Raw genomic sequence first — 21692 nt, forward strand, 5'->3', positions numbered from 1 at the left:
CGGCCGCGCGCCCGAAGTCGGAAGCGCCGACCACGCCAGGTCCTGCAACGGAAAAATGACGATGCCGAAAATCAGGTTTCACAAGCTTGCAGCCATTGTCGTGCTCATCGGATTCGCGGCCTGGATGGGGACGGGCGAGTTTTCCTCCGTCGGCAGCGCCGCCGACAAGACGGTTACCGCCAACAAGCAGGCTGACGCCGGCAAGCCGGCGCAGCCTGAAGCCGGGAAGCCGGACACCACCAAGCCGAACGAGGCGCAAACCGAGCCCAAGGCTGCGCCGCGCACCGTCGCGGTGGTGACGCCGCCGCGCAAGACCTTTGCGCGCGCCATCCGCGTTTCCGGGCTGACCGAGGCCGACAAGCGCGCGGTTCTTGCAACCCGCGTCAATGGCGTCATCGAAAAGCTGCCGGTCAAGCAGGGCGATCACGTCAAGACTGGCGACCTCGTGCTGATGCTCGCGGCCGAGGAGAAGATCTCCAATGTGGACAACGCCAAGCAGTTGCTGGTGCAGCGCAAGGCCGAGCTCGACGCCGCCGAGCGGCTGGCCAAGACCGGCAATCTGCCCAAGCTGCAGCTCGACACCGCCCGCTCCAACCTGACGCTTGCGCAATCGCAGCTCGACACCGCGCAGGCGGAGCTCGACCGCAACGAGGTCAAGGCGCCGTTCGACGGCGTCATCGACCGCATCCCGGTGGAGCTAGGCAGCTCGGTGATGCAGGGCGGCGAGGTGGCGACGATCCTGAAGCTCGATCCGGTGATCGCGCGCGGCGAGATCAGCGAGCGCGACCTGCGCTATGTCAAGATCGGCGACGAGGCCGATGTGCGCCTGGTCAATGACCAGAAGGTCACTGGCACCGTGCGCTACATCAGCCGCGATGCCTCGGCGCAGACCCGTACCTTCCGCGTCGAGGTGGCGATCCCCAATGGCGACGGTTCGATCCCCGCCGGCATGACGGCCGAGATCACGCTCAGCGCCGAGCCGACCAATGCGGTCATGCTGCCACGCTCGGTGGTGACGCTGGGCGACAAGGGCGACCTCGGCATCCGCGCCGTCGGCAAGGACGACAAGGTGGCGTTCTTCCCGATCGATCTCGTCGACGACACGCCGCACGGCCTGGTGCTGGGCGGCATCCCGCAGGATGCGCGCATCATCGTCGCCGGCCAGGAATTGGTGAAGGAAGGCGACTTGGTGAAGCCCGTCGAGGCGGACCAGGCGACCATCAGCAAGCTGATCGGCGAAGCCACCGCCGGCACGCAGTAAAGCACGACGCGGCGCGCGCCGGGCCACCCCGGCGACGGCAGTCCGCAGCCTCCGAAGCATAACAGGCCGAAGTCATGGATATCGTCAGACTCGCCATCAACAACGCCCGCCTCACCATATCGGCGCTGCTGTTCCTGCTCGTCGCGGGCTGGATCGCCTATCAGTCGACGCCGAAGGAAGCGGAACCCGACGTTCCGATTCCGATGATGTATGTCAGCCTGATCTATCAGGGCATCTCGCCGGAGGATTCCGAGCGGCTGCTGCTGAGGCCGATGGAGAGCAAGCTCAAGAGCCTCAAGGGGCTCAAGGAGATGCGCTCGGCCGCCTTCCAGGGCGGCGGCTACGTGCTGGTCGAGTTCCAGCCGCAGACCGACCTCGCGACGGCGCTGCAGGACACGCGCAGCAAGGTGCAGGACGCCAAGGCCGACCTGCCGCAGGCAGCCGAGGAGCCGACGGTCAACGAGGTCAACGTCTCGGAATTCCCGGTCCTCGTCGTCACGCTTTCCGGCGATGTGCCGGAACGCGTGCTGACGTCCGCCGCGCGCGAGCTGCGCGACCGCATCGAGGAAGTGCCCGGCGTGCTCGAAGGCTCGCTGCAGGGGGCGCGCGACGACCTCGTTGAGGTCGTCGTCGATCCGGTGAAGCTCTCTTCCTACGGGCTGCAGCTCGACCAGGTGATCCAGGGTGTCGCCTCCTCGAACAGCCTGGTTGCCGCCGGCAATCTCGAAGGCTCGGAAGGCAAATACGCGGTCAAGGTGCCGTCGCTGATCGAGACGCCTGAGGATGTCGCCAACCTGCCGGTCGTCGCGACGCCCAATGCGGTGGTGCAGGCAAAAGACATCGCGACGATCCGCTCGACCTTCAAGGATGCCGAAACGGTGACGCGCCTCGACGGCAGGCCAGCCATCGCCATCGAAGTGAAGAAGCGCATCGGCGCCAATCTGATCGACACGCTGACCCATGTCAGGGAAGTGTCGGACAATTTCATCAAGACGATGCCCGAGGGCATGCACGTCACCTACACGCAGGACAAGTCGGTCTTCGTCAACCAGCTGCTGGGCGACCTGCAGAACCATGTGATGATCGCCGTCATCCTGGTCTTCATCGTCATCCTCTACGCGCTGTCGGGGCGAGCCTCGCTGCTCATCGGCCTAGCCATCCCGTCGTCCTTCCTGATGGGCATCCTGCTGCTCGCCATGATGGGCTACACGATCAACATGATCGTGCTGTTCAGCCTGATCCTGGCGGTCGGCATGCTGGTCGACGACGCCATCATCGTCACAGAATTCGCCGAACGGCGCATGAGCGAGGGCATGCCGAAGGCGGACGCCTTCGCGCTGGCCGCCAAGCGCATGGCCGGCCCGGTCATCGCGGCGACGATGACGCGCATCGCCGCCTTCTCGCCGCTGCTGTTCTGGCCGGGCATCATCGGCGACTTCATGAAGTACATGCCGATCACGCTGATCGTGACGCTGTCGGCCTCGATGCTCTACGCGCTGGTCTTCGCACCGACTTTGGGCGCGATCTTCGCCAAGGCGCCTGAGCATCACGAGGAGGGCAACCGCGACGGCTGGTACATGGCGGTCGTCAAGCAGGCGGTGCGCTTCCCGATCACCGTCATCCTGCTCACTGTCGGACTTCTGGTCGGCGTCGGCTTCGCCTATTCGAAATATGGCGCCGGCGTGGAGTTCTTCCCCAGCGTCGAGCCGGACTACGGCCTGCTCTATGTGCATGCCCGCGGCAATCTCTCGCTGGCCGAAATGGACGCGGCGACGAAGACGGCGGAGAACCGCCTGCTCGGCTGGCCCGGCGTGAAGTCGGTCTATACGCGTGTCGGCAAGACGCAAGGCGGCGGCCAGGACATCCCGGAAGACGTGGTCGGCGTCATCCAGTACGAATTCGTCGACTGGCGCGAGCGCAAGTCGGCCAACCAGATCCTCGACGACCTACGCGGCGTGATGGCCGGCATTCCCGGCGTCGATGTCGAAGTGCGCGTGCCGGAAGCCGGCCCGCCGACCGGCAAGCCGATCCAGATCAGGCTTTCGGCCGTCGACCCGGCCGGGCTCGACGACAAGGCGCGCGCGGTCGCGGCACGCATCGCCAAGATCCCCAATGTCATCGACATTTCGGACGGCCTGCCGCCGCCCGGCGTCGATTGGGCGATCGAGGTCGACCGCGCCAAGGCGGCGCAATACGGCATCAGCCCGACTTCGGTCGGCACGGTGGTGCAACTGGTGACCAACGGCCTCAAGCTGTCGGAATATAGGCCGGCCGGTGCCGACGATGCGGTCGACATCCGGCTCCGCCTGCCCGAGGACCGGCGCACGCTGTCGACGCTCGACGAGCTCAGGGTGCAGACCTCGCAAGGGTCGGTGCCGATCTCCAACTTCGTCGTGCGCAAGCCGGAGCCGACCGTCGGCATCCTGAACCGCATCGACGGCGCGCGCACCGTGGTCGTGCAGGCCAATGTCAGCGCCGGCGCGCAGGTCGCGGCGGTGCAGGAGCAGGTGACCAAGGCCGTCGCTGATATGGATCTCGGCAGCGGCATCCGCTGGAAGCTCGCCGGCTCCAACGAGGACAGCGCGGAAGCCAGCGCCTTCCTCGGCAAGGCTTTCGGTGCCGCGATCTTCCTGATCTTCCTGGTGCTGCTGGCGCAGTTCAACAAGTTCACCAGCGTGTGGCTGGTGCTGTCCTGCGTGGTCATGGCGACGATCGGCGTTTTCCTCGGATTGCTTCTGACAGGCGAGGCCTTCGACATCGTCATGTCGGGCATCGGCGTTATCGCGCTCGCCGGCGTGGTGGTGAACAACAATATCGTGCTCATCGACACCTATGACCGGCTGCGCGAGGAAGGCTGGGACAAGATGGACGCGGTGCTGCAGACCTGCCGCGAGCGCGCCCGTCCGGTGGTGCTGACGGCGGTGTCGGCCATCCTCGGCGTACTGCCGATCGCCTTCGGCCTCGGGCTCGAAATCTTCCATCACGAGACGACGATCAACGCGCCGTCGACGCAATGGTGGATTTCGCTGTCCTCGGCGATCGTCTTCGGCCTGTCCTTCGCCACGCTACTGACCTTGGTGGTGACGCCCTCGATGCTGATGGTGTTCACACGCGCCAAGGTGAAGCCCGGGCAGCGGCGCCACTGGCTCAGCCGCCTGTTCCGGCGCGGCAAGGGCCAGGTCTCGGCCGACGAGCCGGCCGACGAGGCCGGCGCGGTGGAGGCCTTCCCGAAAGCAGCGGAATAGAGCGCTTTCCAAGTCTAAAGCGCGTCGCGCTGAAGCGGATTCAGGTGACGCGCTTTTTTAAGCCTTGCTGCCCGGGAACAACCGAGCGGCTTTTTGCATTGTGCCCTCAAGTTCAACCAGACGGCGAGGGTTTCTCATGACGATCGGCACAATTCTCGTAATAATCCTGATCCTGATCCTGATCGGCGCCGTGCCGGCCTGGCCGCATTCGCGATCCTGGGGCTATGGGCCGTCCGGCATCGTCGGCGTCGTCCTGGTCGTGCTGCTGATCCTTGTGCTCATGGGCAGGATCTGATCAGGCGGCCCGGCGAGCGGGTTCGGCGGCGATGCCGATATCCCGCAGCGCTTCTTTCACCGCTTCGTCGAGCGGGGTGTGCGGGATTTCGCCGATCACCTCTTCCAGCCGCGTCGAGACCAGCCGGTGCGCTTCGAAGCGCAGATAGGACATCGAGACGATCTCGCGCCACATGGCCACGAACGGGCTGCCGGCGCGCAGCACCCACCAGGGCATGAAGGAGAGCTTCAGCTTGCGGCCGAGCGCCTTCTCGGACGCAGCCTTCATATCGAAGTCGGTGATGGCGTGGCCGGGGAAATTGATGGCTTCGTAGAAGCCGAGCTTGTCGAGATTGCGCGCCAGGCCGACGAAGCCGACGGCGAAGTCCGGCAGGTAGGCCCATTCATGCGTCAGGTCGGTTGGGCCGGGCGCGGTATAGACGCCTTTGTTCATCTTGGTGGCGACGACGAGGTCGAACCAGGAGCCTGAGCCGGTGCCGCCGAAGAAATCGCCCGCGCGCAGGACAATGGTGCGCACCCGGCCGGCTTCGGCCTCGTCGCGGAACAGCGCTTCCATGGCGCAGCGGATGCGGCCCTTTTCGGTGGTCGGATGGAACGGCGTCGCTTCCGTGATCACCTGCGGCATCGGCGAGCCGTAATTGTAGACGGTGCCGGGGAAGAGATGCAGCGCGCCGTTTTCGCGGCAGGCGGCCATGACGTTTTCGGCCATCGGCATGCATTTGCCCCAGTCGGTGTAGATCGGATTCAGGCCGTTGAAGATGATGTCGACGCCTTCCGTTGCGCGGATCAGGGATTGGCGGTCGAGCGCATCGCCGGCAACGGCGATAGCGCCCTTCAGTTCCGCCGGCATCTTGCCGGTGCGGGTGACGGCGCGGACATCGAAGCCGGCGTCGATGAAAGCCTTGCCGACCACGCGGCCGAGCCGGCCATTGGCGCCGAGGATTGCGATCTTGGTCATCTGTTCTCTCCGTTGCGTTTGCCCGATCAATCTGATGGCTTCACAGGCGAATTGAAATTGACTGAGTTCGGCGATCTGTTATTCAAAAATGAATGAAAGAATTCGACTGGAACCTGATCAAGAGCTTCGTCGCCGTCGCCGAAACCGGCAGTCTGTCGGGCGCCGCGCGCAGGCTTGCGGCCAGCCAGCCGACGCTCGGCCGCCACATAACCGAGCTGGAGGCAGCGCTTGGCGTCATCCTGTTCCGGCGCGGGCGGCGCGGCTATGAGCTGACCGAGGCGGGCAGCACGCTCTACGAGCGCGGCCGGGCGGTCAGCGAGCAGGCCAATGCCTTTTCGCTGTTGGCGCTAGGCTCCGTCGAGGCGATCGAGGGCACCGTGCGCATCGCCGCCTCGGAGGTGGTCGCTGCCTTTGTGCTGCCGCAGATGATGGCCCGTCTTGGCGAGGAGGAACCGGGCATCGAGGTCGAGATCGTCGCCTCCAACCAGGTCGAGAACCTTTTGCGCCGCGATGCCGACATCGCCATCCGCATGGTCCGGCCGGCGCAGAACGAGTTGGTGGCGCGCAAGGTCGCCGACATTCCACTGTGCTTATGTGCGGCAAGCGCCTATCTCGACCGGCGTGGCCGGCCCGAAACACCCGCCGGACTTGCCGAGCACGCCTTGGTCGGCTTCGACCGTAGCGACGAGATCATTCGCGGCTTCACCGCGTTCGGCATTCCGGTCGGCCGCAGCTATTTCCGCTTCCGGACCGACAACCAGATCGTGCTGTGGGAAGCGGTGCGGACCGGCAACGGTATCGGCATCGGCCAGGAGCCGCTGGCCGACCGCGATCCGGACCTGGAAAAGCTGTTGCCCGATGTACCGCTGCCGGTCCTGCCAGTGTGGCTCGCCATGCATCGCGACGTGCGCACCAGCATGCGCATCCGCCGCGTAGCGGACTTCCTGTATGAAGAATTGAAACGCTATTCGGCAGGAACAGGCTCGGGCGCGAACTCGGCCCGGTGAGCGAGCCCGGCCATCAAGAGCACGATGACCAGCAGCCCGGACAGTGCGACGAAGATCGGCCCGAAGCTCGAATGCTCGGCGACGAAGCCGATCGCCGACGGCGCCACCAGGATGCCGGAATAGCCCATGGTGGTGACGACGCTCATGCCTGTGCCCGACGACATGCCCTCCTGGTTGCCGCCGGCCGAAAAGAGGATCGGCACCATGTTGGCGATGCCGAAGCCGCAGAAGGCGAAAGCGGCAATGGCGAGGTAAGGCGAGGGCGAGAGACCGGCGACCAGCATGCCGGTGGCGGCGACCAACGCCGAGCCGCGCAAGGTCGCCACCGCGCCGAAGCGGTTGCGCACGCCATCGCCCAGGAAACGCATCAGCGCCATGACTCCGGAAAAGGCGGCGTAGGCGAGGCCGGCGACCGCGAGATCGGCGCCCAGCTCCTGATGCAGGAAGAGCGCCGCCCAGTCGAGCACCGCGCCTTCCGAAATCATGGTGAGCAGCGCCATCAGCCCGACGAGGTAGACGGCCGTGTGCCGCGGCAGCGTGAATTTCTGGTGCTCGACGGCCTGCGGCTTGTCGTCCGCGACGAGATAGCGAATGGCGAAGGCGATGACGGCAAATGCGATCGCCGTCACCACGACGGCATGGGGAAGATGCCCGTAGTTCTGGATCGAATAGCCGCCGAGCGCGCCGCCGGCGAAGCCGCCAAGGCTCCAGAAGCCATGCGAGGACGACATGATCGCCCGGGAGAGCCGCCTTTCCACCACCACGGCGTTGGAGTTCATCGCGACATCCATGCCGCCGATCGAGCCGCCGAAGACGAGCATGGCAATGGCCGCCAGGGGAACGTTGGGCGCGAGCGCCACGATCAGCAGGCCGAAGCTGCCGCAGATGCCGAACCAACGCGTCACGGTGCGCGAGCCATGCCTGGAAATGAGATGGCCGCACCAGGTCATGGCAATCACGGCGCCGACACCGAACAGGAGGATCAGCAGGCCGAGCGTGAATCTGGTGATGTCGAGTCGGGTGAGGAACACCGGGATCTGCGGCGCCCAGCTGCCGGTCAAGAAACCATTGGCGAGGAAAATGCCGGCGACGGCCCAGCGGCCGCGCGTCGCGGCCCGCATCGTGGTTTGCACGCTCATGGTCTGAAATCCGCCATGCAAAGGAGTTCGCGCGGCAAATTAGATCGATTCAATCAGCAGTCAAGGACCGCAGCGGGGAAGTGCTTGGACCAAGGGCGCGATCGGGGGTCGGCGTCGTTCGCGGCAGGCTGCTGCTTTGACGATTGCTGCGACGCCTCTCCGTTCGTCATCCACGGGCGGAGCAAGGAGCGAAGCGACGCGCGTAGACCCGAGGATCCATTCCGTGCCTTAGGAGCGTTGCAGCGGTGCAGAAGGTCCCCGAGCGGCGCCGTTGCGATGATATTTTGGACGGCGGCATTCTTCGGCAGGCGTCACGGAATGGATTCCAGGGTCTACGCGCGTCGCTTCGCTCCTTGCTCCGCCCTAGAATGACGAAGCCGCAGGGACGAGCCATACAAGGCCGCTTAGTGATCCTTTGGCCGCCGCGCCTCGAATTCCGCCTTCTTGGCTTCCGACGCGTCGGTCTGGTTAAGCGCCTGCCATTCGGCATAGGGCATGCCGTAGATGATCTCGCGCGCAGCGTCCTTGGAGAGCGCCACGCCCTCGGCCTCGGCGGCTTCGCGATACCAGTTGGACAGGCAGTTGCGGCAGAAGCCGGCGAGGTTCATCAAATCGATGTTCTGGACATCGCCGCGTTCGCGCAGATGCGTCATCAACCTGCGGAAGGCGGCTGCCTCGAAATCGCGTTTCTGATTGTCGTTGAGTTCGGTCATTGAGGAACTCCTGGACTGTCGGTCTCATCACGTACATGTCTGGCCCGACGGCCTTTCATGCGGGTCCGGTGCGCGAGCCGAACATTTTCACCTCATGTATATCGGGACGCCGGTCGATGGCGTCAACGATCGGTGCCAGGCGCTCGGCCCAGGCGACAGCGCCGGCACGGTCGGCGATCAGGTCCTGGCGGATCTCGATCAACGCGTGGGCGTAGCCGTTGACGATGGCGTGGCGGAACATGGTGTCGCCGCGCAGCGCGCCGTCATAGGGTTCGTTGTCGCCGACGACGAGGGACTTATCCTCGGCCAGCGTGTCGATCAGCGGCCGCGCCACGCGGTCGTCGCGGTCCCACAGCACGCCGACATGCCAGGGGCGGACAAAACCCTGCATCACCGGCGTGAAGGAATGCACGGAGAAGATGAACGGCGCCTTGCCCGAGGCGTGCGCGACGGAGGCGATCATCGCGCCGACGGCGTCGTGGTAGGGCCGGTAGAAGCGGTCGAGCCGCCGCTCGCGTTCCTCCCGGGCAATCGGATAGTTTCCCGGCACCACGGTCCCGTCATAGAGCTGGCGGATCATGGTCGGGTCGTCCTCGCCCCGGTTGGGGTCGATCAGCAGCCGCGAGAAGCCGGCAAGCACGGCAGGCACATCGAGCGCCGCGGCAAGCTCGCGCGTCACCGTCTCGACGCCGATGTCATAGGCGATGTGACGATCGAATTCGGATGCCGGCAACCCGAGGCGGCCATATTCGTCGGGGAGATCGCGGCGGGCGTGGTCGGCCAGAAGCACGACGCCCTTCTTGCGGTCGCCCTCGACAATGTCGAACGGCGTGAAAACTGTGGATCGGGTCATCGGCTGAAAAGGGGATGGCGGCTGCGATGTGCTATCGTCATTCCACGAAGAGGACGCCGGCGCAATGCCGTTGTTTGGCCAAGGTTTCTGCAAAAAATCCCCGACGGTGGAGAATTCGCGCGGCGGACCCTTCTAAATCGATTGGAATTGAACAAAACGGCGCGTTGACATGCGACCTGAGTTTGCTGAAAAGGGGCTTCGAGAGATGCAAATGTGGTTCGCAAGGGGATCTGCGATGGGTTTTGCCGGCCGGTTGCGCAAGCGCCTGGTCGTGCCGTTGCTGATCATCGGCGCGGGATTTTTCGCGATAGCCGCGACCTCGCCGGCCCGGGCCGACTTCCGCGTTTGCAACGCAACGCAAAATCTGGTGGGCGTCGGCATCGGCTATCGCGCCAAGGCCGGCTGGATCACCGAGGGCTGGTGGCACATCGAAGGATCGACCTGCAAGACGCTGATCGAAGGTCCGCTGTCATCAAGGTTTTACTATCTTTATGCAGAAGACGCCGAACGCGGCGGGCGCTGGGACGGCCCGATCAACATGTGCGTCGCCGAAAAAGAGTTCAAGATCGCCGGCGTGAATGATTGCGTCGCCCGGGGCTTCCAACGCGCCGGATTTCAGGAATATGACACGGGCGAGCAGGCCAGCTGGATGGTCCAGCTGACCGACGAGCCCGCAACGGGAGGCGCGCCAGCAGCGGCCCCCGCTCCGGGAACAAACAGTCAATGAGACGTAACCGCAAGGTCAAGATCCTCGCCACCATCGGTCCGGCTTCCTCATCCGAGGAGATGCTGAAAAAGCTTTTCGAAGCGGGCGCCGATGTCTTCCGCATCAATATGAGCCATACCGACCACGAACTGATGCGCACGCTGGTCGGCCGCATCCGCGCCGTCGAGGAAGCCGTTGGCCGGCCGATCGGCATCCTCGCCGACCTGCAGGGCCCGAAGCTCAGGGTCGGCAAGTTCGCCAACGTCAAGGAAGCGCTGACTCCAGGGCAGACATTCACGCTCGACGACAATCCCGAACCTGGCACGTCGAAGCGAGTCTATCTGCCGCATCCCGAAATTCTGAGCTCGGTCGAGACCGGTCACCGGCTTTTGATCGACGACGGCAAGCTGGAGCTGAAGGCGGTCAAGAGTGACGGCAAGTCGATCACCTGCACGGTCGTCGCGGGAAGCGGCATTTCCGACAAGAAGGGTGTCAGCCTGCCCGACACCGACCTGCCGGTCGGCGCGCTGACCGAAAAGGACCGCGCCGATCTCGACGCGGTGCTCGCCACCGGCGTCGACTGGGTGGCGCTGTCCTTCGTGCAGCGGCCGGAGGATTTGGCGGAGGCCCGCAAGATCGCGCGCGGCCGCGCGCTGATCATGGCTAAGATCGAGAAGCCGCAGGCCGTGGCGCGGCTCCCCGAAATCATCGAGCTCTCCGACGCGCTGATGGTTGCCCGCGGCGATCTCGGCGTCGAGATGCCGATCGAAGCGGTGCCCGGCATCCAGAAGCAGATCACGCGCGCGGCGCGCCGCGCCGGCAAGCCGGTGGTGATCGCCACGCAGATGCTGGAATCGATGATCACCGCGCCTGTGCCGACCCGCGCCGAGGTCTCCGACGTGTCGATCGCCGTCTTCGAAGGCGCGGACGCGATCATGCTTTCGGCCGAATCCGCGGCCGGCGCCTATCCGGTCGAAGCGGTCGCCATGATGAACCGCATCGCCACCAAGGTCGAAGCCGACCCGACTTACGCCGGCATCATCAACGCGCAGCGCTCCGAGCCCGAGGCCACTGGGGCCGACGCCATTTCGCTGGCCGCGCGCGAGATCGCCGAGACGCTGAAACTGTCGGCGATCATCTCCTACACCGCATCGGGCACCACTGGGCTCCGCGCCGCGCGCGAACGCCCGCAGGTGCCGATCGTGGCGCTGTCGCCGATCCTCAACACGGCGCGTCGCCTGTCGCTGCTGTGGGGCACGCATTGCGTCGTCTCGCCAGATGCCACCGACCTCGACGACATGGTCGACAGGGCCTGCCGGATCGCGCTGGAAGAAGGCTTCGGCAAGCCGGGCGACCGGGTGATCATCACGGCCGGCGTGCCGCTCAGGACGCCCGGTTCGACCAATATGCTGCGGATAGCGTATCTGGGATCGGACGCGCATTAGATATGCCGATATTCAGGTGAGGCCGGCCTGCAAGTAGCGGCTACCTGCGCTTCCGGTGCTCACGTACTTAAAGTACGCTCCGCTCCGGTTCTCGGAAGCCACTACTTTCGACTCGGCCTGACCTGAATCTCGACACACCTAACCGTCTCCGCCGTGGCATTCAGGAGCTAATTTCCCAAAAATCAGGTCGGCGCGAGCTCGGCGTCGGGCACTTTGATGTCGGGGCATTTCCCGTCGTTATAGGCATCGCCGGCGAGCCGGCCTTCCACGGTCCTGGCCATCGCTTGTAGATCGACATCCTTGCCTGCGACTTTCCGGATCGCGCCGACCACGAGTTCGGACGCGATCCAGTCCGGCTTGTGGCCGAGATTGTGGACCCAGACCAGCTCGGCGCCGGGAATGTCGCGTTCCAGGCCGATGGAGTGGATCGTTGCGTAAACCACCTTGTCGCGATCGCCCGATATCACGACCGTCGGCGCCTTGATCTCGCGATAATGCGGCGAGGCGGAGCGTGCATAGTCGTAGAGCTGGGCGACATCGCGGGCGTTGGCGCGGAAGGCGGACGGCCGCAGCACCAGCGGGATCGAGGTGTTGTCGATATAGAAGTCCGGCAGTTTGTTGGGCGAGAAGACGCAAGCCGTCGCATTGCCGATCCGCAGCATACCGGCCGGATAAGCGAGCGTTTCGGAAAACAGCCAGCCAATCGCCGGCATGGCGGTGAGCTTGTAGTACCAGGCGGTCGCGCCGCCCGGCCAGGGATGCGTGGCGGGAGCCAGGAAGACGAGGCCGAGCGTTTTGTCCGGATGCTGGCGGGCGAAGGCCGTGGTGATCGCGCCGCCGAAGGAATGGGCGACGATGACCGCTTTTGCGATGCCGAGGCGGTCCAGCAGCGCGGCAATGGTGTCCGCCTGCGCGACAAGCGTTTCATTGTCGCCACGCTCCGACCAGCCGAAGCCCGGCCGGTCAAGAAACAGCATTTCGGCGCGGCCCTCGAGCAGCGGCTTCAGCGGCAGCATCTGGTCTTTCAGATTGGCGCTGGCGCCATGGATGAAGACGACCGGCGGCAGATCGGCGCCGGCCGGCGCCGGGAAATGGACGTAGTGGATGCGCGCGCCATTGATCTCGGCGAACCCGCCGACGGGTGGATTGCGGCGCTCGATCGACCAGACGCCGGCGCGGGTGATACCGGCGAGGGCAAGGAAAAGCGCGACAAGGAAGAGAAAGGCGGCGCAGATGAGGTTCATGGGGGGAGATACGGAAGGAGGGCAGTAGGCAGTAGGCAGTAGGCAGTAGGCAGTAGGCAGTAGGCAGTAGGCAGTAGGCAGTAGGCTGCTCTCTTTCCCTACTGCCCAATTCCTATTGCCTAAATCCCCTCGCCGGCCAGTTCTTCCGAGAGCGTCGAGACCTGGTTCTGGGCGCTGCGCATCATCGGGTAGATCGTGAGCACCCTCTGCCAGGCTTCCAGCGCCGATTGCTTGTGGCCGGTCTCGGCCATGATCTGCGCCAGCCCTGAGAGCGCGCCGAAATGGCGCGGCTCGAGCTGCAAGGTGCGGTCGATGTCGGCCATCGACTTCCCGTAATTCTTCATCATGAAATGAACGGTGGCGCGCCGGTTCCAGCCTTCGGCATAACCTGGCTGCAGGGTCACCACCTGGTCGAGGAGGTCGAGCGCGACGTCGAACTTCTGGTCTTCCGTCGCCTTTTGCGCCCACTGCATCATCAGGTCTATCGAGGCGCTGCCGGACTGGTTCCACTCGTTCCAGATACGGCCGGCGATGCGCTCGGCCGCCTTTTCGTTGCGCTCGCGCTTCAGCTCGGTGAAGAGCTGATCGAGGCGACCCTGCTTGGTCGGAGCGGCCGGCGGTGGCGTGGCGGCGGGTGGCGCGGCATCTGGAGGCAGCGCGCCTGGCACCGTTTCTGCCCCTGCAGGCAAAGCTGTGCCGGACAGCAAAAGGGCGGCGAGAAATGCAAAACGAATCCGCATCGCCGGAATCTAATCGCGGGCGGCGGATCGTCAAAGTGATTTTAGCGTGAGAGGGCCGGCGAACCGGCACTCGACATCAGCGGCGCGGCGTGGTCGCGCCGGGCGCAGCAAGTCTCAGCCCTGGCGCGCCTTGTAGCGCGGAGCGGTCTTGTTGATGATGTAGATGCGTCCCTTGCGGCGAACCAGCTGGTTGTCGCGGTGACGCGCCTTGAGCGCCTTGAGCGAATTCTTGATCTTCATGGTCTTGCCTGTTCGGTCAGGGCCCGTCCCGGGCCGAATTTTAAAGGCGCGCCCGAAAAAAGCGCGCCTTTGAACTTGCGGTGGCTCATAAACGAGGAGTGTTGTCCGTGTCAACCACGTGACGATGTCCGAATGCCACAAGTGGCGCGGCATATCAAATATTTGCCATCCGCGCGGCGCGGCATTGCGCGACTCAAGGCCGACTGGAATGGTGGGGCGACTGGAATGGTGATCCAGGCCCAAGCGACTGGAGATTCCCCATGCGCCGTCTCTTTCTGCCCGTCTGTCTGGTCCTGCTTGCGACCGCCCCGGCCGCCTTTGCCGAGGATTGCGACCGCAACGACGACAGCCAGTCGATGCTGAACATTTGCGCCGATGCCGACTATCAGGCCGCCGATGCCAAGCTCAACGCCGCGTATAAGGGTCTTGTCGGCGACAATGACCAGAAGGCCAACAAATTGCTGCAGACCGCGCAACGCGCCTGGATCGCCTTTCGCGACGCCGAATGCGCCTATTCGACCGCCGACAGCGAGGGCGGCTCCATCCAGCCGATGGAAGTTTCGGAGTGCCTGACGGAGCTGACCGACCAGCGCATAAAGCAGCTCACGTCCGACGCCAACTGCAAGCTGAGCGATCCGAGCTGCGCCGGCTCGGATGGGAGTGACGGCGACCAGGACATGCAATAGGGCGCGAGCTTAGCTCGGGCGTCGAATCCGCGTGAAATGGCCCATCTTGCGGCCGGGGCGTGACTCGGCCTTGCCATAGAGATGCAGCATGAGGTCGGGCTCGGCGAGCAGCGCCGGCACCTTCAGCATATCGTCGCCGATCAGGTTTTCCATCATGCAGTCGAAATGCCGGACGGGCGAGCCAAGCCGCAGGCCGGCGACGGCGCGAATATGCTGCTCGAACTGCGAGACGATGCAGGCGGCCTCCGTCCAGTGGCCGGAATTGTGCACTCGCGGCGCCAGCTCGTTGGCCAGAAGCGAGCCGTCGGCAAGCACGAAGAACTCGACGCCGATGACGCCGACATAGTCGAGCGCGGACAGGATTTTCGCGACTGCGTCCTTGGCGGCGGCGGCCGTTTGCGGGCGGATGGCGGCCGGCAAGGTCGAGCTGCGCAATATGCCTTCGCGGTGGACGTTTTCGGCCGGATCGAAGGCGGCGATGGTTCCGTCGAGGCCTCGCGCGGCGATCACCGAAATCTCGCGCTCGAAAGCCACGAGCGATTCCAGGATCAGCGGCACATTGCCCATCGCCTCGCAGACGCCGGCAAAGCCGGCCGTTTCCATGTTGCGGAAGACGCGCTGGCCCTTGCCGTCATAGCCCATGCGGCGGGTCTTGAGCACGCCGCTGCCGTTGAATGTCTTGAGGGCCTCGGTCAGTTGGTCGTCATTATCGACCGGGCGGAATGCCGCCGTCGGGATGCCGATACCGTTAAGGAAGCTCTTCTCGGTGACGCGATCCTGCGCGACTTCGAGCGCGCGTGCCGGCGGATAGACCGGCACTTTTGCCGTCAGTGTTTCGGCGGCGGCGACCGGGACGTTCTCGAATTCATAGGTGACGACGGCGCTGGCGGCGGCGAGTTCGGCGAGCGCTGCCGGATCGTCATAGGCGGCGACGATCTGCCGGTTGGCGACCTGCGCGGCCGGGCAGTCGGGCTGGGACTCCAACACGACGATATGATAGCCGAGGCGCGCCGCGGCCATCGCCAGCATGCGGCCGAGCTGGCCGCCGCCGATGATGCCGATGGCCGATCCAGGAGCCAGGCTCACGGCGCGTCCGTCGGCTCGGTGGCGACCTTGGCGGTCTGCGCCGCGCGCCAGGCGTCGAGCCGGGCGGCGAGCTTGTCGTCGCTGAGCGCCAGCACGGCGGCCGCGAGAAGTGCCGCATTGGCGGCGCCCGCCTTGCCGATCGCCAGCGTGCCGACCGGGATGCCGGCCGGCATCTGCACGATGGAAAGCAGCGAGTCCTGGCCCGAAAGCGCCTTGGACTCGACCGGAACGCCGAAGACCGGCAGAGGCGTCATCGCCGCCGTCATGCCCGGCAGATGCGCCGCCCCGCCGGCGCCGGCGATGATCACCTTGTAGCCGGCAGCCTTGGCGCCCTTGGCGAACTCATAGAGACGGTCCGGGGTGCGGTGCGCCGAGACGATCAGCCGCTTGTGCGGGATGCCCAGCGCCTCCAGCGTCTCCGCGGCCTGGCGCATCGTCGCCCAGTCGGACTGGCTGCCCATGATGATGGCGACGTCGGCACGCTGATCGGTCAAGGTGTGGCTCCGCGGCGGCAAAGGCGCGCCTTAGCGGAATTCGCCGACAGCCGCAAGGATGTGGTGAATGCGCTCTCTCGCTACCCGCACGTTCCGCGGCCTCCCGGGCGCGCGCCCAGCATTCGGCCCTAAGCGATGATGTCGGGAATGATGCGGTCTTCCAGCGCCGACAGCCGGTCTTTCAGCATCAGCTTCTTCTTCTTCATGCGCTGGATCTGAAGCGGGTCGCAGCCCGTGGCGATCATCGCGTTGATGGCGGCGTCGAAATCGGCGTGTTCTTGTTTGAGCCGGGAATATTCGAGGCGTATTTCAGCCTGTTCCTGTTCGGACATTATCTACCGTCTGCGTGTGCATCGCCCAATCGGGCTGTTTGGGCGGGGCCGTGACTTGCGGGTTTGTGACCGGCGCGCAGCCCTTATCACATTTCACTTTGTCGTGGAATGCTACCACGTGGCATTCGACATCGAGATCGGTTGGTGGCAAACTGTCATGGTGCCGTCACAGTCGCAACCTGCGGTGGAGGCGCCCGCGACGGCTGCAATCGAGGAAACCATGAAAGGGAGAACCAATCATGTCTCTTGCATCCCATCTTGATGAGTTGCAGCGGAAACACGGTGACATCGAGCGTGAACTCACCGATGCGATGAACCATCCTTCGGTGGACGACCTCGAAATCGTGAATCTCAAGCGACGCAAGCTGGCAATCAAGGACGAGATTGAAAAGCTGAAGGGGGGCCCGACAACACACTGACCATGCCCTAGGCAACATCACCGCACTCGTTGCGGTGCCAACCTACCGGTGGCAAGATATGCCGCCGGCTTGTTGGCTTTTACTCAATCACCAGACCGTTTTAGTGTAGATCTTGCAGCCCGAGGGTTTTTACATGAGCCCTGCGGCCGTTGATCACGGTCACTGATTTGCAGGCCTTGCCTGCCGCTTGCCATTGACAAGCCATCTTTGCTCCGCCACCTCATGCCCGGAACTCCCAGATGAAGGCGGCCGGCATGACCGGATATTTTTCTTCTCCCTTCCCGCGGCGCCAGTCGGTCGGCGTATCGGTCGGCGGCGTGATGGTCGGCGGCGGCGCGCCGGTCGTCGTGCAGTCGATGACCAACACCGACACCGCCGATATCGACCAGACCGTCGCCCAGGTCGCGGCGCTGCACCGTGCCGGCTCGGAAATCGTGCGCATCACGGTCGACCGCGACGAGAGCGCGGCGGCGGTTCCGCGCATCCATGAGCGGCTGCTGAGGCTCGGCATCGACGTGCCGCTGGTCGGCGACTTCCATTATATCGGCCACAAGCTGCTCGCCGATCATCCGGCCTGCGCCGAGGCGCTGGCCAAATACCGCATCAATCCCGGCAATGTCGGCTTCAAGAACAAGAGGGACCGCCAGTTCGCCGCGATCGTCGAGATGGCGATCAAACACGACAAGCCGGTGCGCATCGGCGTCAACTGGGGCTCGCTCGACCAGGAGCTTTTGACCCGGCTGATGGACGACAACCAGGCGAAGGGCTCGCCGCTCACCGCGCAGGAAGTCACGCGCGAGGCGATCGTGCAGTCGGCGATCCTGTCGGCCGAGATGGCCGAAGAGATCGGACTTGGCCGCGACAAGATCATCCTGTCGGCCAAGGTCAGCGGCGTGCAGGATTTGATCGCCGTCTACACCGAACTCGCCACCCGCTCCGACCATGCGCTGCATCTGGGTCTCACCGAAGCCGGCATGGGCACCAAGGGCATCGTCGCCTCTTCGGCCGCCATGGGCATCCTCCTGCAGCAGGGCATCGGCGACACGATCCGCATCTCGCTGACGCCGGAGCCGAATGGCGACCGCACCCGCGAGGTGCAGGTCTCGCAGGAATTGCTGCAGACCATGGGCTTCCGGCAGTTCGTGCCGATCGTCGCGGCCTGCCCCGGTTGCGGGCGCACGACGTCAACCGTGTTCCAGGAGCTCGCCCAGAGCATCCAGGCCGATCTCCGCAAGAACATGCCGGTGTGGCGCGAGAAATATCCCGGCGTCGAGAATCTCAAAGTCGCGGTGATGGGCTGCATCGTCAACGGTCCGGGCGAATCCAAGCATGCCGATATCGGCATCTCGCTGCCCGGCACCGGCGAGACGCCGACGGCGCCCGTCTTCATCGACGGCAAGAAGGCGGCGACGCTGCGTGGTCCGTCCATCGCGCAGGATTTCGAGAAGATGGTCGGCGACTATATCGAGCAGCGCTACGGAAACGGCAAAGCAGCGGCCGAGTAGGCCGATGCCGCTTTTGCCGCGCGCGACGCTGATCCTGATCTGCGCGCTGATCCTTTCCGGTCAGGCATTCGCCGACCCACCGCAGTCGCGGTCCGCCGCCAAACGGCTGATCAACCGTGTCTGCGATCTGATCGAAGCGCAGGCCCAGCAGAACGGCCTGCCCAAGGATTTCTTCGCCCGGCTGATCTGGAAGGAAAGCCGCTTCGATCCGAACGCGGTGAGCCCGGTCGGCGCCGAAGGCATAGCGCAATTCATGCCGGGCACCGCCAAGATGCGCGGTCTCGCCGATCCCTTCGACATCGGGCAGGCCATCCCGGCCTCGGCGAAATATCTCGCCGAGATGAAGGTCAGCTACGGCAATCTCGGGCTCGCGGCGGCGGCCTACAATGCCGGCGAGAACCGTGTGTCGCGCTGGCTGAGTTCGGGCGGCTTCCTGCCGATGGAGACGGAAAGCTATGTCTTCGACGTCATGGGCGAGCCGGTCGACAAGTTCTCGGACAAGTCCTATGCCGGCACCGTCCAGCCGCTCGACCCGAAGATGAGCTTCGCGGTTGCCTGCCGCAGGCTGCCGGTGATCATGTCGCGGACCGTCGCCATGGCCTCGATCAACGTGAAGCCGTGGGGCGTGCAGGTGGCGGGCAATTTCCGCCGCTCGGCGGCGATAGGCCAGTGGCTGAGGGTCAGGGGCCGGTTCCCCGCTTTGCTCGCCAGCCATGACCCGGTGGTGAGCCGGGTGCGCACGCCGATCGGCCGGCGCGGCATCTATGCGGTCAGGATCGGCGCCGACTCGCGCGGCGAGGCCAACGGTATCTGCAACAAGCTGCAAAGCGTCGGCGGCGCCTGCGTGGTGTTGCGTAACCGGTGACTGGTACCACGAAGTTGGACGTGCTGGCGCGAAGGAACTCGGCGGTAGCCGATGGCTGCCTGACGCCACCTGCCGCTCAAGCCGTCTTCGCCGCCACGGTCTCGCTGAGCCAAGTGCCGATCTTGGCGCCGAGGCGGTCGGGCGAGACAGGCTTGGGCAGATAGTCGTCCATGCCGGCCTCGATGCATTTTTCGCGGTCGCCCTTGAGCGCATGCGCGGTGACGCCGATGATCGGCGTGCGATCGCCGTTCTGCTGTTCGATTGCACGGATGGCGCGGGTCGCCTCATAGCCGTTCATCTCCGGCATGGAGACGTCCATCAGCACCAGGCGCGGGCGCAGCGAGCGGTACATCTCGACCGCGGTGCGGCCATTGCCGGCGATGCGGTAGCTAAGACCGAAACCGTTGAGGATCTGGCCGAAGACCAGCTGGTTCACGTCATTGTCCTCGGCGATCAGGATGTCGATCGGGCCGCTCGGCGCTGCCGTCGATTCCGGCGCGGCCGGGACCGGAACTGCCGGGCCGCGGATGACGGTGAAGGCCGGCGGAGCCGCCTGCGCCGCGGCCGGCTCGCGCACGAAATGCGCCTTGGCGCCTTGCGTGCGCGCCTTCTGGATAGCGGAGATCACGGTGCCCAGCAGCACCGCCGAACGCGCCGGCTTGGTGAGATGCGCGACGATGCCGAAATCGATCACCATCCTGCCGAAATCGACCTGGTCGACCGAGGTCAGCAGCACGACCGGGATGGAGGAGAGGCGGGTGTCGGCGGCGATGGCTCTGGCGACATCGGCGCCGTTCATGCCGGGCATCTGGTAATCGAGGATAATGCAGTCGACCGAGGCGCCGAGCTGGCAGGCGCGGTCGAGGAAAGCGAGGCCGACGGCGCCGCTTTCGGCGGCGGCGCAGTCGAAGCTCCAGCTTCTGAGCTGTTCCAGCAGGATCTCGCGGTTGACCGGATTGTCGTCGATGACCAGCACCCTTGCGCCGGTGACGTCGACGGGTACCAAATCGTCGCGCGACTGCTGGTCGTGCGCCGGCAGCGGCACGGCGAACCAGAACACGGAGCCGCGGCCGATCTCGCTTTCGACACCGATCTTGCCGCCCATCAGGTCGACAAGCCGCGCGCCGATCGCCAGACCAAGGCCGGTGCCTTCATGGCGGCGGGTCGAGGAGCCGTCGACCTGGGCGAATTTCTCGAACACGCTTTGCAGTTTTTCGGCCGGAATGCCGATGCCGGTGTCCTCGACGCGGACCTTGAGCTGGACCACGCCGTCGACGACATCGCCGCCGACATCGATCAGGACATGGCCCTTCTCGGTGAACTTCACGGCGTTGCCGAGCAGGTTGGTGACGATCTGGCGGAAGCGCCCGGCATCGCCGACGACGAAGGCCGGCAGGCGCGGGTCGACGCGCACGATGAGCTCGAGGTTCTTTTCGGCAACGCGTGCCGACACCAGCGTCGCCACATCCTCGACCGCCTCCGCCAGACGGAAGCGGGCGGGGTCGAGCGTCAGCTGGCCGGCATTGATCTTCGAGAAATCGAGGATGTCGTTGATGATGGTCAGCAGCGCGTTGCCGGATTTGACGATGACGTCGGTGAAGGTCTTCTGGCGCGGCGTCAGCTCCGTCTTGGCGAGCAACTCGGCCATGCCGAGCACGCCGTTCATCGGCGTGCGGATCTCATGGCTCATATTGGCGAGGAATTCGGACTTGGCGCGGTCGGCGGCCTCGGCCTTGAACAAAGATGCGGCGGTCTCGGCGAAAGCGCGGCGGATCGCATTCTCCATCGGCCGGAAGATCAGAGCCGCGGCAATGGCAAGGACGGCGAACAAAAGGCCGCTCGCCCATAACAGCAGCCGGTCGCTGGAAGCGTCGGCCAGATGCCGCTCGTCGTCGAGCGCGGTGCGTACGCGCACCAGCATCGGCTGGGCGAAGAGATCGTTCTGGTTGCGGATCTCGCGGTAGCTCCATTCGTCGACCTTCTGGGCCACCGACATCAGGTTGAAGTTGCGCACCATGTCGCGCGCCGACCAGAACAGGTCTCCGTTCACCGCTGCGGATTCGAGCGCGTCGGCGGTGTTCTTCGACAGGCGCGGCCTGATCTCAGCAAGCTGGGCGTTCAAGATACCGATCTCGCCCGTCAGGCGTTCGGAATGGCCGCGCGCGGCGGCGGTCAGCGCATCGCGTGTCTCGCTGCGCCAGGCGGTGCCGGTCGTCTCGGCGAAATTGGTGGCGTTGCGCAGGTCGCGGGCGAAGATGACGAAATTGCCGCTGAGGGCATCGACCTCGTGACGGTACGAATTCACACGGTTGAGCGCGAACATGACGGCGGCCGAGGCCAGCGCGAAGATCAGCAAGCCTGAAATGTAGCGGATCCGGATCGAACGGAGGAAGGAAGAATATTCCGGCATGCGCAACCCCAACACATACGCACAATTTTAATGGTCGGGATTACGCTTGA

At 64.9% G+C, this 21692-nt stretch carries 21 protein-coding genes; 10 read left to right on the forward strand and 11 right to left on the reverse strand.

Features of this window, described 5'->3' with window-relative positions; translation table 11 throughout:
* Positions 1 to 61 precede the first annotated feature (61 nt).
* From FJW07_RS23770 to FJW07_RS23780, 3 genes are all read left to right on the forward strand, one after another.
* Complete coding sequence (locus tag FJW07_RS23770) at positions 62 to 1261, forward strand: efflux RND transporter periplasmic adaptor subunit (RefSeq protein WP_140704611.1); 1200 nt, start codon at positions 62 to 64, stop codon at positions 1259 to 1261.
* 74 nt (positions 1262 to 1335) lie between these two features.
* On the forward strand, positions 1336 to 4506 hold the full coding sequence (locus FJW07_RS23775; protein ID WP_140858979.1) for an efflux RND transporter permease subunit: 3171 nt from the start codon (positions 1336 to 1338) through the stop codon (positions 4504 to 4506).
* 136 nt (positions 4507 to 4642) lie between these two features.
* Positions 4643 to 4801 (forward strand): DUF3309 family protein, encoded by a 159-nt coding sequence (locus tag FJW07_RS23780; RefSeq protein ID WP_140645812.1) that lies wholly within the window; start codon positions 4643 to 4645, stop codon positions 4799 to 4801.
* Here the strand turns inward: FJW07_RS23780 and FJW07_RS23785 are convergent, their stop codons facing one another.
* A complete protein-coding gene (locus FJW07_RS23785; RefSeq protein WP_140858983.1) occupies positions 4802 to 5758 on the reverse strand; it encodes an SDR family oxidoreductase in 957 nt (318 codons plus the stop codon). It abuts the gene before it with no gap.
* A 92-nt stretch (positions 5759 to 5850) separates the two neighbouring features.
* On the opposite strand from FJW07_RS23785, the gene FJW07_RS23790 reads away from it, so the two are divergent.
* A complete protein-coding gene (locus tag FJW07_RS23790) occupies positions 5851 to 6765 on the forward strand; it encodes a LysR family transcriptional regulator (RefSeq protein ID WP_140858988.1) in 915 nt (304 codons plus the stop codon).
* On the opposite strand, the gene FJW07_RS23795 is transcribed toward FJW07_RS23790, so the two are convergent.
* From FJW07_RS23795 to FJW07_RS23805, 3 genes are all read right to left on the reverse strand, one after another.
* A complete protein-coding gene (locus tag FJW07_RS23795; RefSeq protein ID WP_140858993.1) occupies positions 6723 to 7904 on the reverse strand; it encodes an MFS transporter in 1182 nt (393 codons plus the stop codon). The genes FJW07_RS23790 and FJW07_RS23795 overlap by 43 nt on opposite strands.
* Positions 7905 to 8308: 404 nt before the next feature.
* Complete coding sequence (locus FJW07_RS23800; RefSeq protein ID WP_140858997.1) at positions 8309 to 8617, reverse strand: DUF1244 domain-containing protein; 309 nt, start codon at positions 8615 to 8617, stop codon at positions 8309 to 8311.
* Positions 8618 to 8672: 55 nt separating this feature from the next.
* Positions 8673 to 9470, reverse strand: coding sequence for an N-formylglutamate amidohydrolase (locus FJW07_RS23805; RefSeq protein WP_140859001.1), 798 nt, complete (start codon positions 9468 to 9470; stop codon positions 8673 to 8675).
* Between the two features lie 169 nt (positions 9471 to 9639).
* On the opposite strand from FJW07_RS23805, the gene FJW07_RS23810 reads away from it, so the two are divergent.
* Positions 9640 to 10197 (forward strand): DUF1036 domain-containing protein, encoded by a 558-nt coding sequence (locus tag FJW07_RS23810; protein WP_181175304.1) that lies wholly within the window; start codon positions 9640 to 9642, stop codon positions 10195 to 10197.
* Entirely contained in the window at positions 10194 to 11621 is a 1428-nt protein-coding gene (gene pyk, locus FJW07_RS23815) for a pyruvate kinase (protein ID WP_140645805.1), read from the forward strand. The genes FJW07_RS23810 and pyk overlap by 4 nt, the downstream gene beginning before the upstream one ends.
* A gap of 182 nt (positions 11622 to 11803) precedes the next feature.
* On the opposite strand, the gene FJW07_RS23820 is transcribed toward pyk, so the two are convergent.
* The 3 genes from FJW07_RS23820 to ykgO form a co-directional block, all read right to left on the reverse strand.
* Complete coding sequence (locus FJW07_RS23820; RefSeq protein WP_140859002.1) at positions 11804 to 12865, reverse strand: alpha/beta hydrolase; 1062 nt, start codon at positions 12863 to 12865, stop codon at positions 11804 to 11806.
* A gap of 119 nt (positions 12866 to 12984) precedes the next feature.
* Positions 12985 to 13605, reverse strand: coding sequence for a hypothetical protein (locus tag FJW07_RS23825; protein WP_140859003.1), 621 nt, complete (start codon positions 13603 to 13605; stop codon positions 12985 to 12987).
* 114 nt (positions 13606 to 13719) lie between these two features.
* Positions 13720 to 13845 carry a type B 50S ribosomal protein L36 gene (gene ykgO, locus FJW07_RS23830; protein ID WP_006203764.1) on the reverse strand — a complete coding sequence of 42 codons (126 nt, stop codon included), beginning with the start codon at positions 13843 to 13845 and terminating at the stop codon, positions 13720 to 13722.
* A 260-nt stretch (positions 13846 to 14105) separates the two neighbouring features.
* Between ykgO and FJW07_RS23835 the strand changes: the two genes are divergently transcribed.
* Positions 14106 to 14531 (forward strand): lysozyme inhibitor LprI family protein, encoded by a 426-nt coding sequence (locus FJW07_RS23835; protein WP_140859004.1) that lies wholly within the window; start codon positions 14106 to 14108, stop codon positions 14529 to 14531.
* A 9-nt stretch (positions 14532 to 14540) separates the two neighbouring features.
* On the opposite strand, the gene FJW07_RS23840 is transcribed toward FJW07_RS23835, so the two are convergent.
* From FJW07_RS23840 to FJW07_RS23850, 3 genes are all read right to left on the reverse strand, one after another.
* Positions 14541 to 15617 (reverse strand): 5-(carboxyamino)imidazole ribonucleotide synthase, encoded by a 1077-nt coding sequence (locus FJW07_RS23840; protein ID WP_140859005.1) that lies wholly within the window; start codon positions 15615 to 15617, stop codon positions 14541 to 14543.
* Complete coding sequence (purE, locus tag FJW07_RS23845; RefSeq protein WP_140859006.1) at positions 15614 to 16111, reverse strand: 5-(carboxyamino)imidazole ribonucleotide mutase; 498 nt, start codon at positions 16109 to 16111, stop codon at positions 15614 to 15616. The genes FJW07_RS23840 and purE overlap by 4 nt, the downstream gene beginning before the upstream one ends.
* Positions 16112 to 16239: 128 nt before the next feature.
* Positions 16240 to 16443: a DUF465 domain-containing protein gene (locus FJW07_RS23850; protein ID WP_040985243.1), complete on the reverse strand. Its 204-nt coding sequence runs from the start codon at positions 16441 to 16443 to the stop codon at positions 16240 to 16242.
* A 239-nt stretch (positions 16444 to 16682) separates the two neighbouring features.
* Between FJW07_RS23850 and FJW07_RS23855 the strand changes: the two genes are divergently transcribed.
* The 3 genes from FJW07_RS23855 to FJW07_RS23865 all read left to right on the forward strand — a co-directional run bounded on the left by FJW07_RS23855 (position 16683) and on the right by FJW07_RS23865 (position 19232).
* Positions 16683 to 16862 (forward strand): YdcH family protein, encoded by a 180-nt coding sequence (locus FJW07_RS23855; RefSeq protein ID WP_140645799.1) that lies wholly within the window; start codon positions 16683 to 16685, stop codon positions 16860 to 16862.
* Between the two features lie 254 nt (positions 16863 to 17116).
* A complete protein-coding gene (gene ispG, locus FJW07_RS23860; protein ID WP_140859007.1) occupies positions 17117 to 18367 on the forward strand; it encodes a flavodoxin-dependent (E)-4-hydroxy-3-methylbut-2-enyl-diphosphate synthase in 1251 nt (416 codons plus the stop codon).
* 4 nt (positions 18368 to 18371) lie between these two features.
* Positions 18372 to 19232 (forward strand): lytic transglycosylase domain-containing protein, encoded by an 861-nt coding sequence (locus FJW07_RS23865; protein ID WP_140645797.1) that lies wholly within the window; start codon positions 18372 to 18374, stop codon positions 19230 to 19232.
* A gap of 76 nt (positions 19233 to 19308) precedes the next feature.
* On the opposite strand, the gene FJW07_RS23870 is transcribed toward FJW07_RS23865, so the two are convergent.
* A complete protein-coding gene (locus tag FJW07_RS23870) occupies positions 19309 to 21642 on the reverse strand; it encodes a response regulator (RefSeq protein ID WP_140859008.1) in 2334 nt (777 codons plus the stop codon).
* Between the last annotated feature and the right edge of the window lie 50 nt (positions 21643 to 21692).

Origin of the sequence: Mesorhizobium sp. B3-1-9 (assembly GCF_006439595.1) — a bacterium.
Lineage (GTDB): Bacteria > Pseudomonadota > Alphaproteobacteria > Rhizobiales > Rhizobiaceae > Mesorhizobium.

Excerpts from the sequence above, each read along its gene's own strand:
- FJW07_RS23825 (WP_140859003.1), bottom strand. The coding sequence starts at position 13,605 with ATGCGGATTCGTTTTGCATTTCTCGCCGCCCTTTTGCTGTCCGGCACA.
- FJW07_RS23785 (WP_140858983.1), bottom strand. The coding sequence starts at position 5,758 with ATGACCAAGATCGCAATCCTCGGCGCCAATGGCCGGCTCGGCCGCGTG.
- FJW07_RS23775 (WP_140858979.1), top strand. The coding sequence starts at position 1,336 with ATGGATATCGTCAGACTCGCCATCAACAACGCCCGCCTCACCATATCG.
- FJW07_RS23870 (WP_140859008.1), bottom strand. The coding sequence starts at position 21,642 with ATGCCGGAATATTCTTCCTTCCTCCGTTCGATCCGGATCCGCTACATT.
- FJW07_RS23850 (WP_040985243.1), bottom strand. The coding sequence starts at position 16,443 with ATGTCCGAACAGGAACAGGCTGAAATACGCCTCGAATATTCCCGGCTC.
- pyk (WP_140645805.1), top strand. The coding sequence starts at position 10,194 with ATGAGACGTAACCGCAAGGTCAAGATCCTCGCCACCATCGGTCCGGCT.
- FJW07_RS23780 (WP_140645812.1), top strand. The coding sequence starts at position 4,643 with ATGACGATCGGCACAATTCTCGTAATAATCCTGATCCTGATCCTGATC.
- FJW07_RS23820 (WP_140859002.1), bottom strand. The coding sequence starts at position 12,865 with ATGAACCTCATCTGCGCCGCCTTTCTCTTCCTTGTCGCGCTTTTCCTT.
- FJW07_RS23800 (WP_140858997.1), bottom strand. The coding sequence starts at position 8,617 with ATGACCGAACTCAACGACAATCAGAAACGCGATTTCGAGGCAGCCGCC.
- FJW07_RS23770 (WP_140704611.1), top strand. The coding sequence starts at position 62 with ATGCCGAAAATCAGGTTTCACAAGCTTGCAGCCATTGTCGTGCTCATC.
- ispG (WP_140859007.1), top strand. The coding sequence starts at position 17,117 with ATGACCGGATATTTTTCTTCTCCCTTCCCGCGGCGCCAGTCGGTCGGC.
- FJW07_RS23790 (WP_140858988.1), top strand. The coding sequence starts at position 5,851 with ATGAAAGAATTCGACTGGAACCTGATCAAGAGCTTCGTCGCCGTCGCC.
- ykgO (WP_006203764.1), bottom strand. The coding sequence starts at position 13,845 with ATGAAGATCAAGAATTCGCTCAAGGCGCTCAAGGCGCGTCACCGCGAC.
- FJW07_RS23855 (WP_140645799.1), top strand. The coding sequence starts at position 16,683 with ATGTCTCTTGCATCCCATCTTGATGAGTTGCAGCGGAAACACGGTGAC.
- FJW07_RS23835 (WP_140859004.1), top strand. The coding sequence starts at position 14,106 with ATGCGCCGTCTCTTTCTGCCCGTCTGTCTGGTCCTGCTTGCGACCGCC.
- FJW07_RS23805 (WP_140859001.1), bottom strand. The coding sequence starts at position 9,470 with ATGACCCGATCCACAGTTTTCACGCCGTTCGACATTGTCGAGGGCGAC.
- FJW07_RS23795 (WP_140858993.1), bottom strand. The coding sequence starts at position 7,904 with ATGAGCGTGCAAACCACGATGCGGGCCGCGACGCGCGGCCGCTGGGCC.
- FJW07_RS23810 (WP_181175304.1), top strand. The coding sequence starts at position 9,640 with ATGCGACCTGAGTTTGCTGAAAAGGGGCTTCGAGAGATGCAAATGTGG.
- FJW07_RS23865 (WP_140645797.1), top strand. The coding sequence starts at position 18,372 with ATGCCGCTTTTGCCGCGCGCGACGCTGATCCTGATCTGCGCGCTGATC.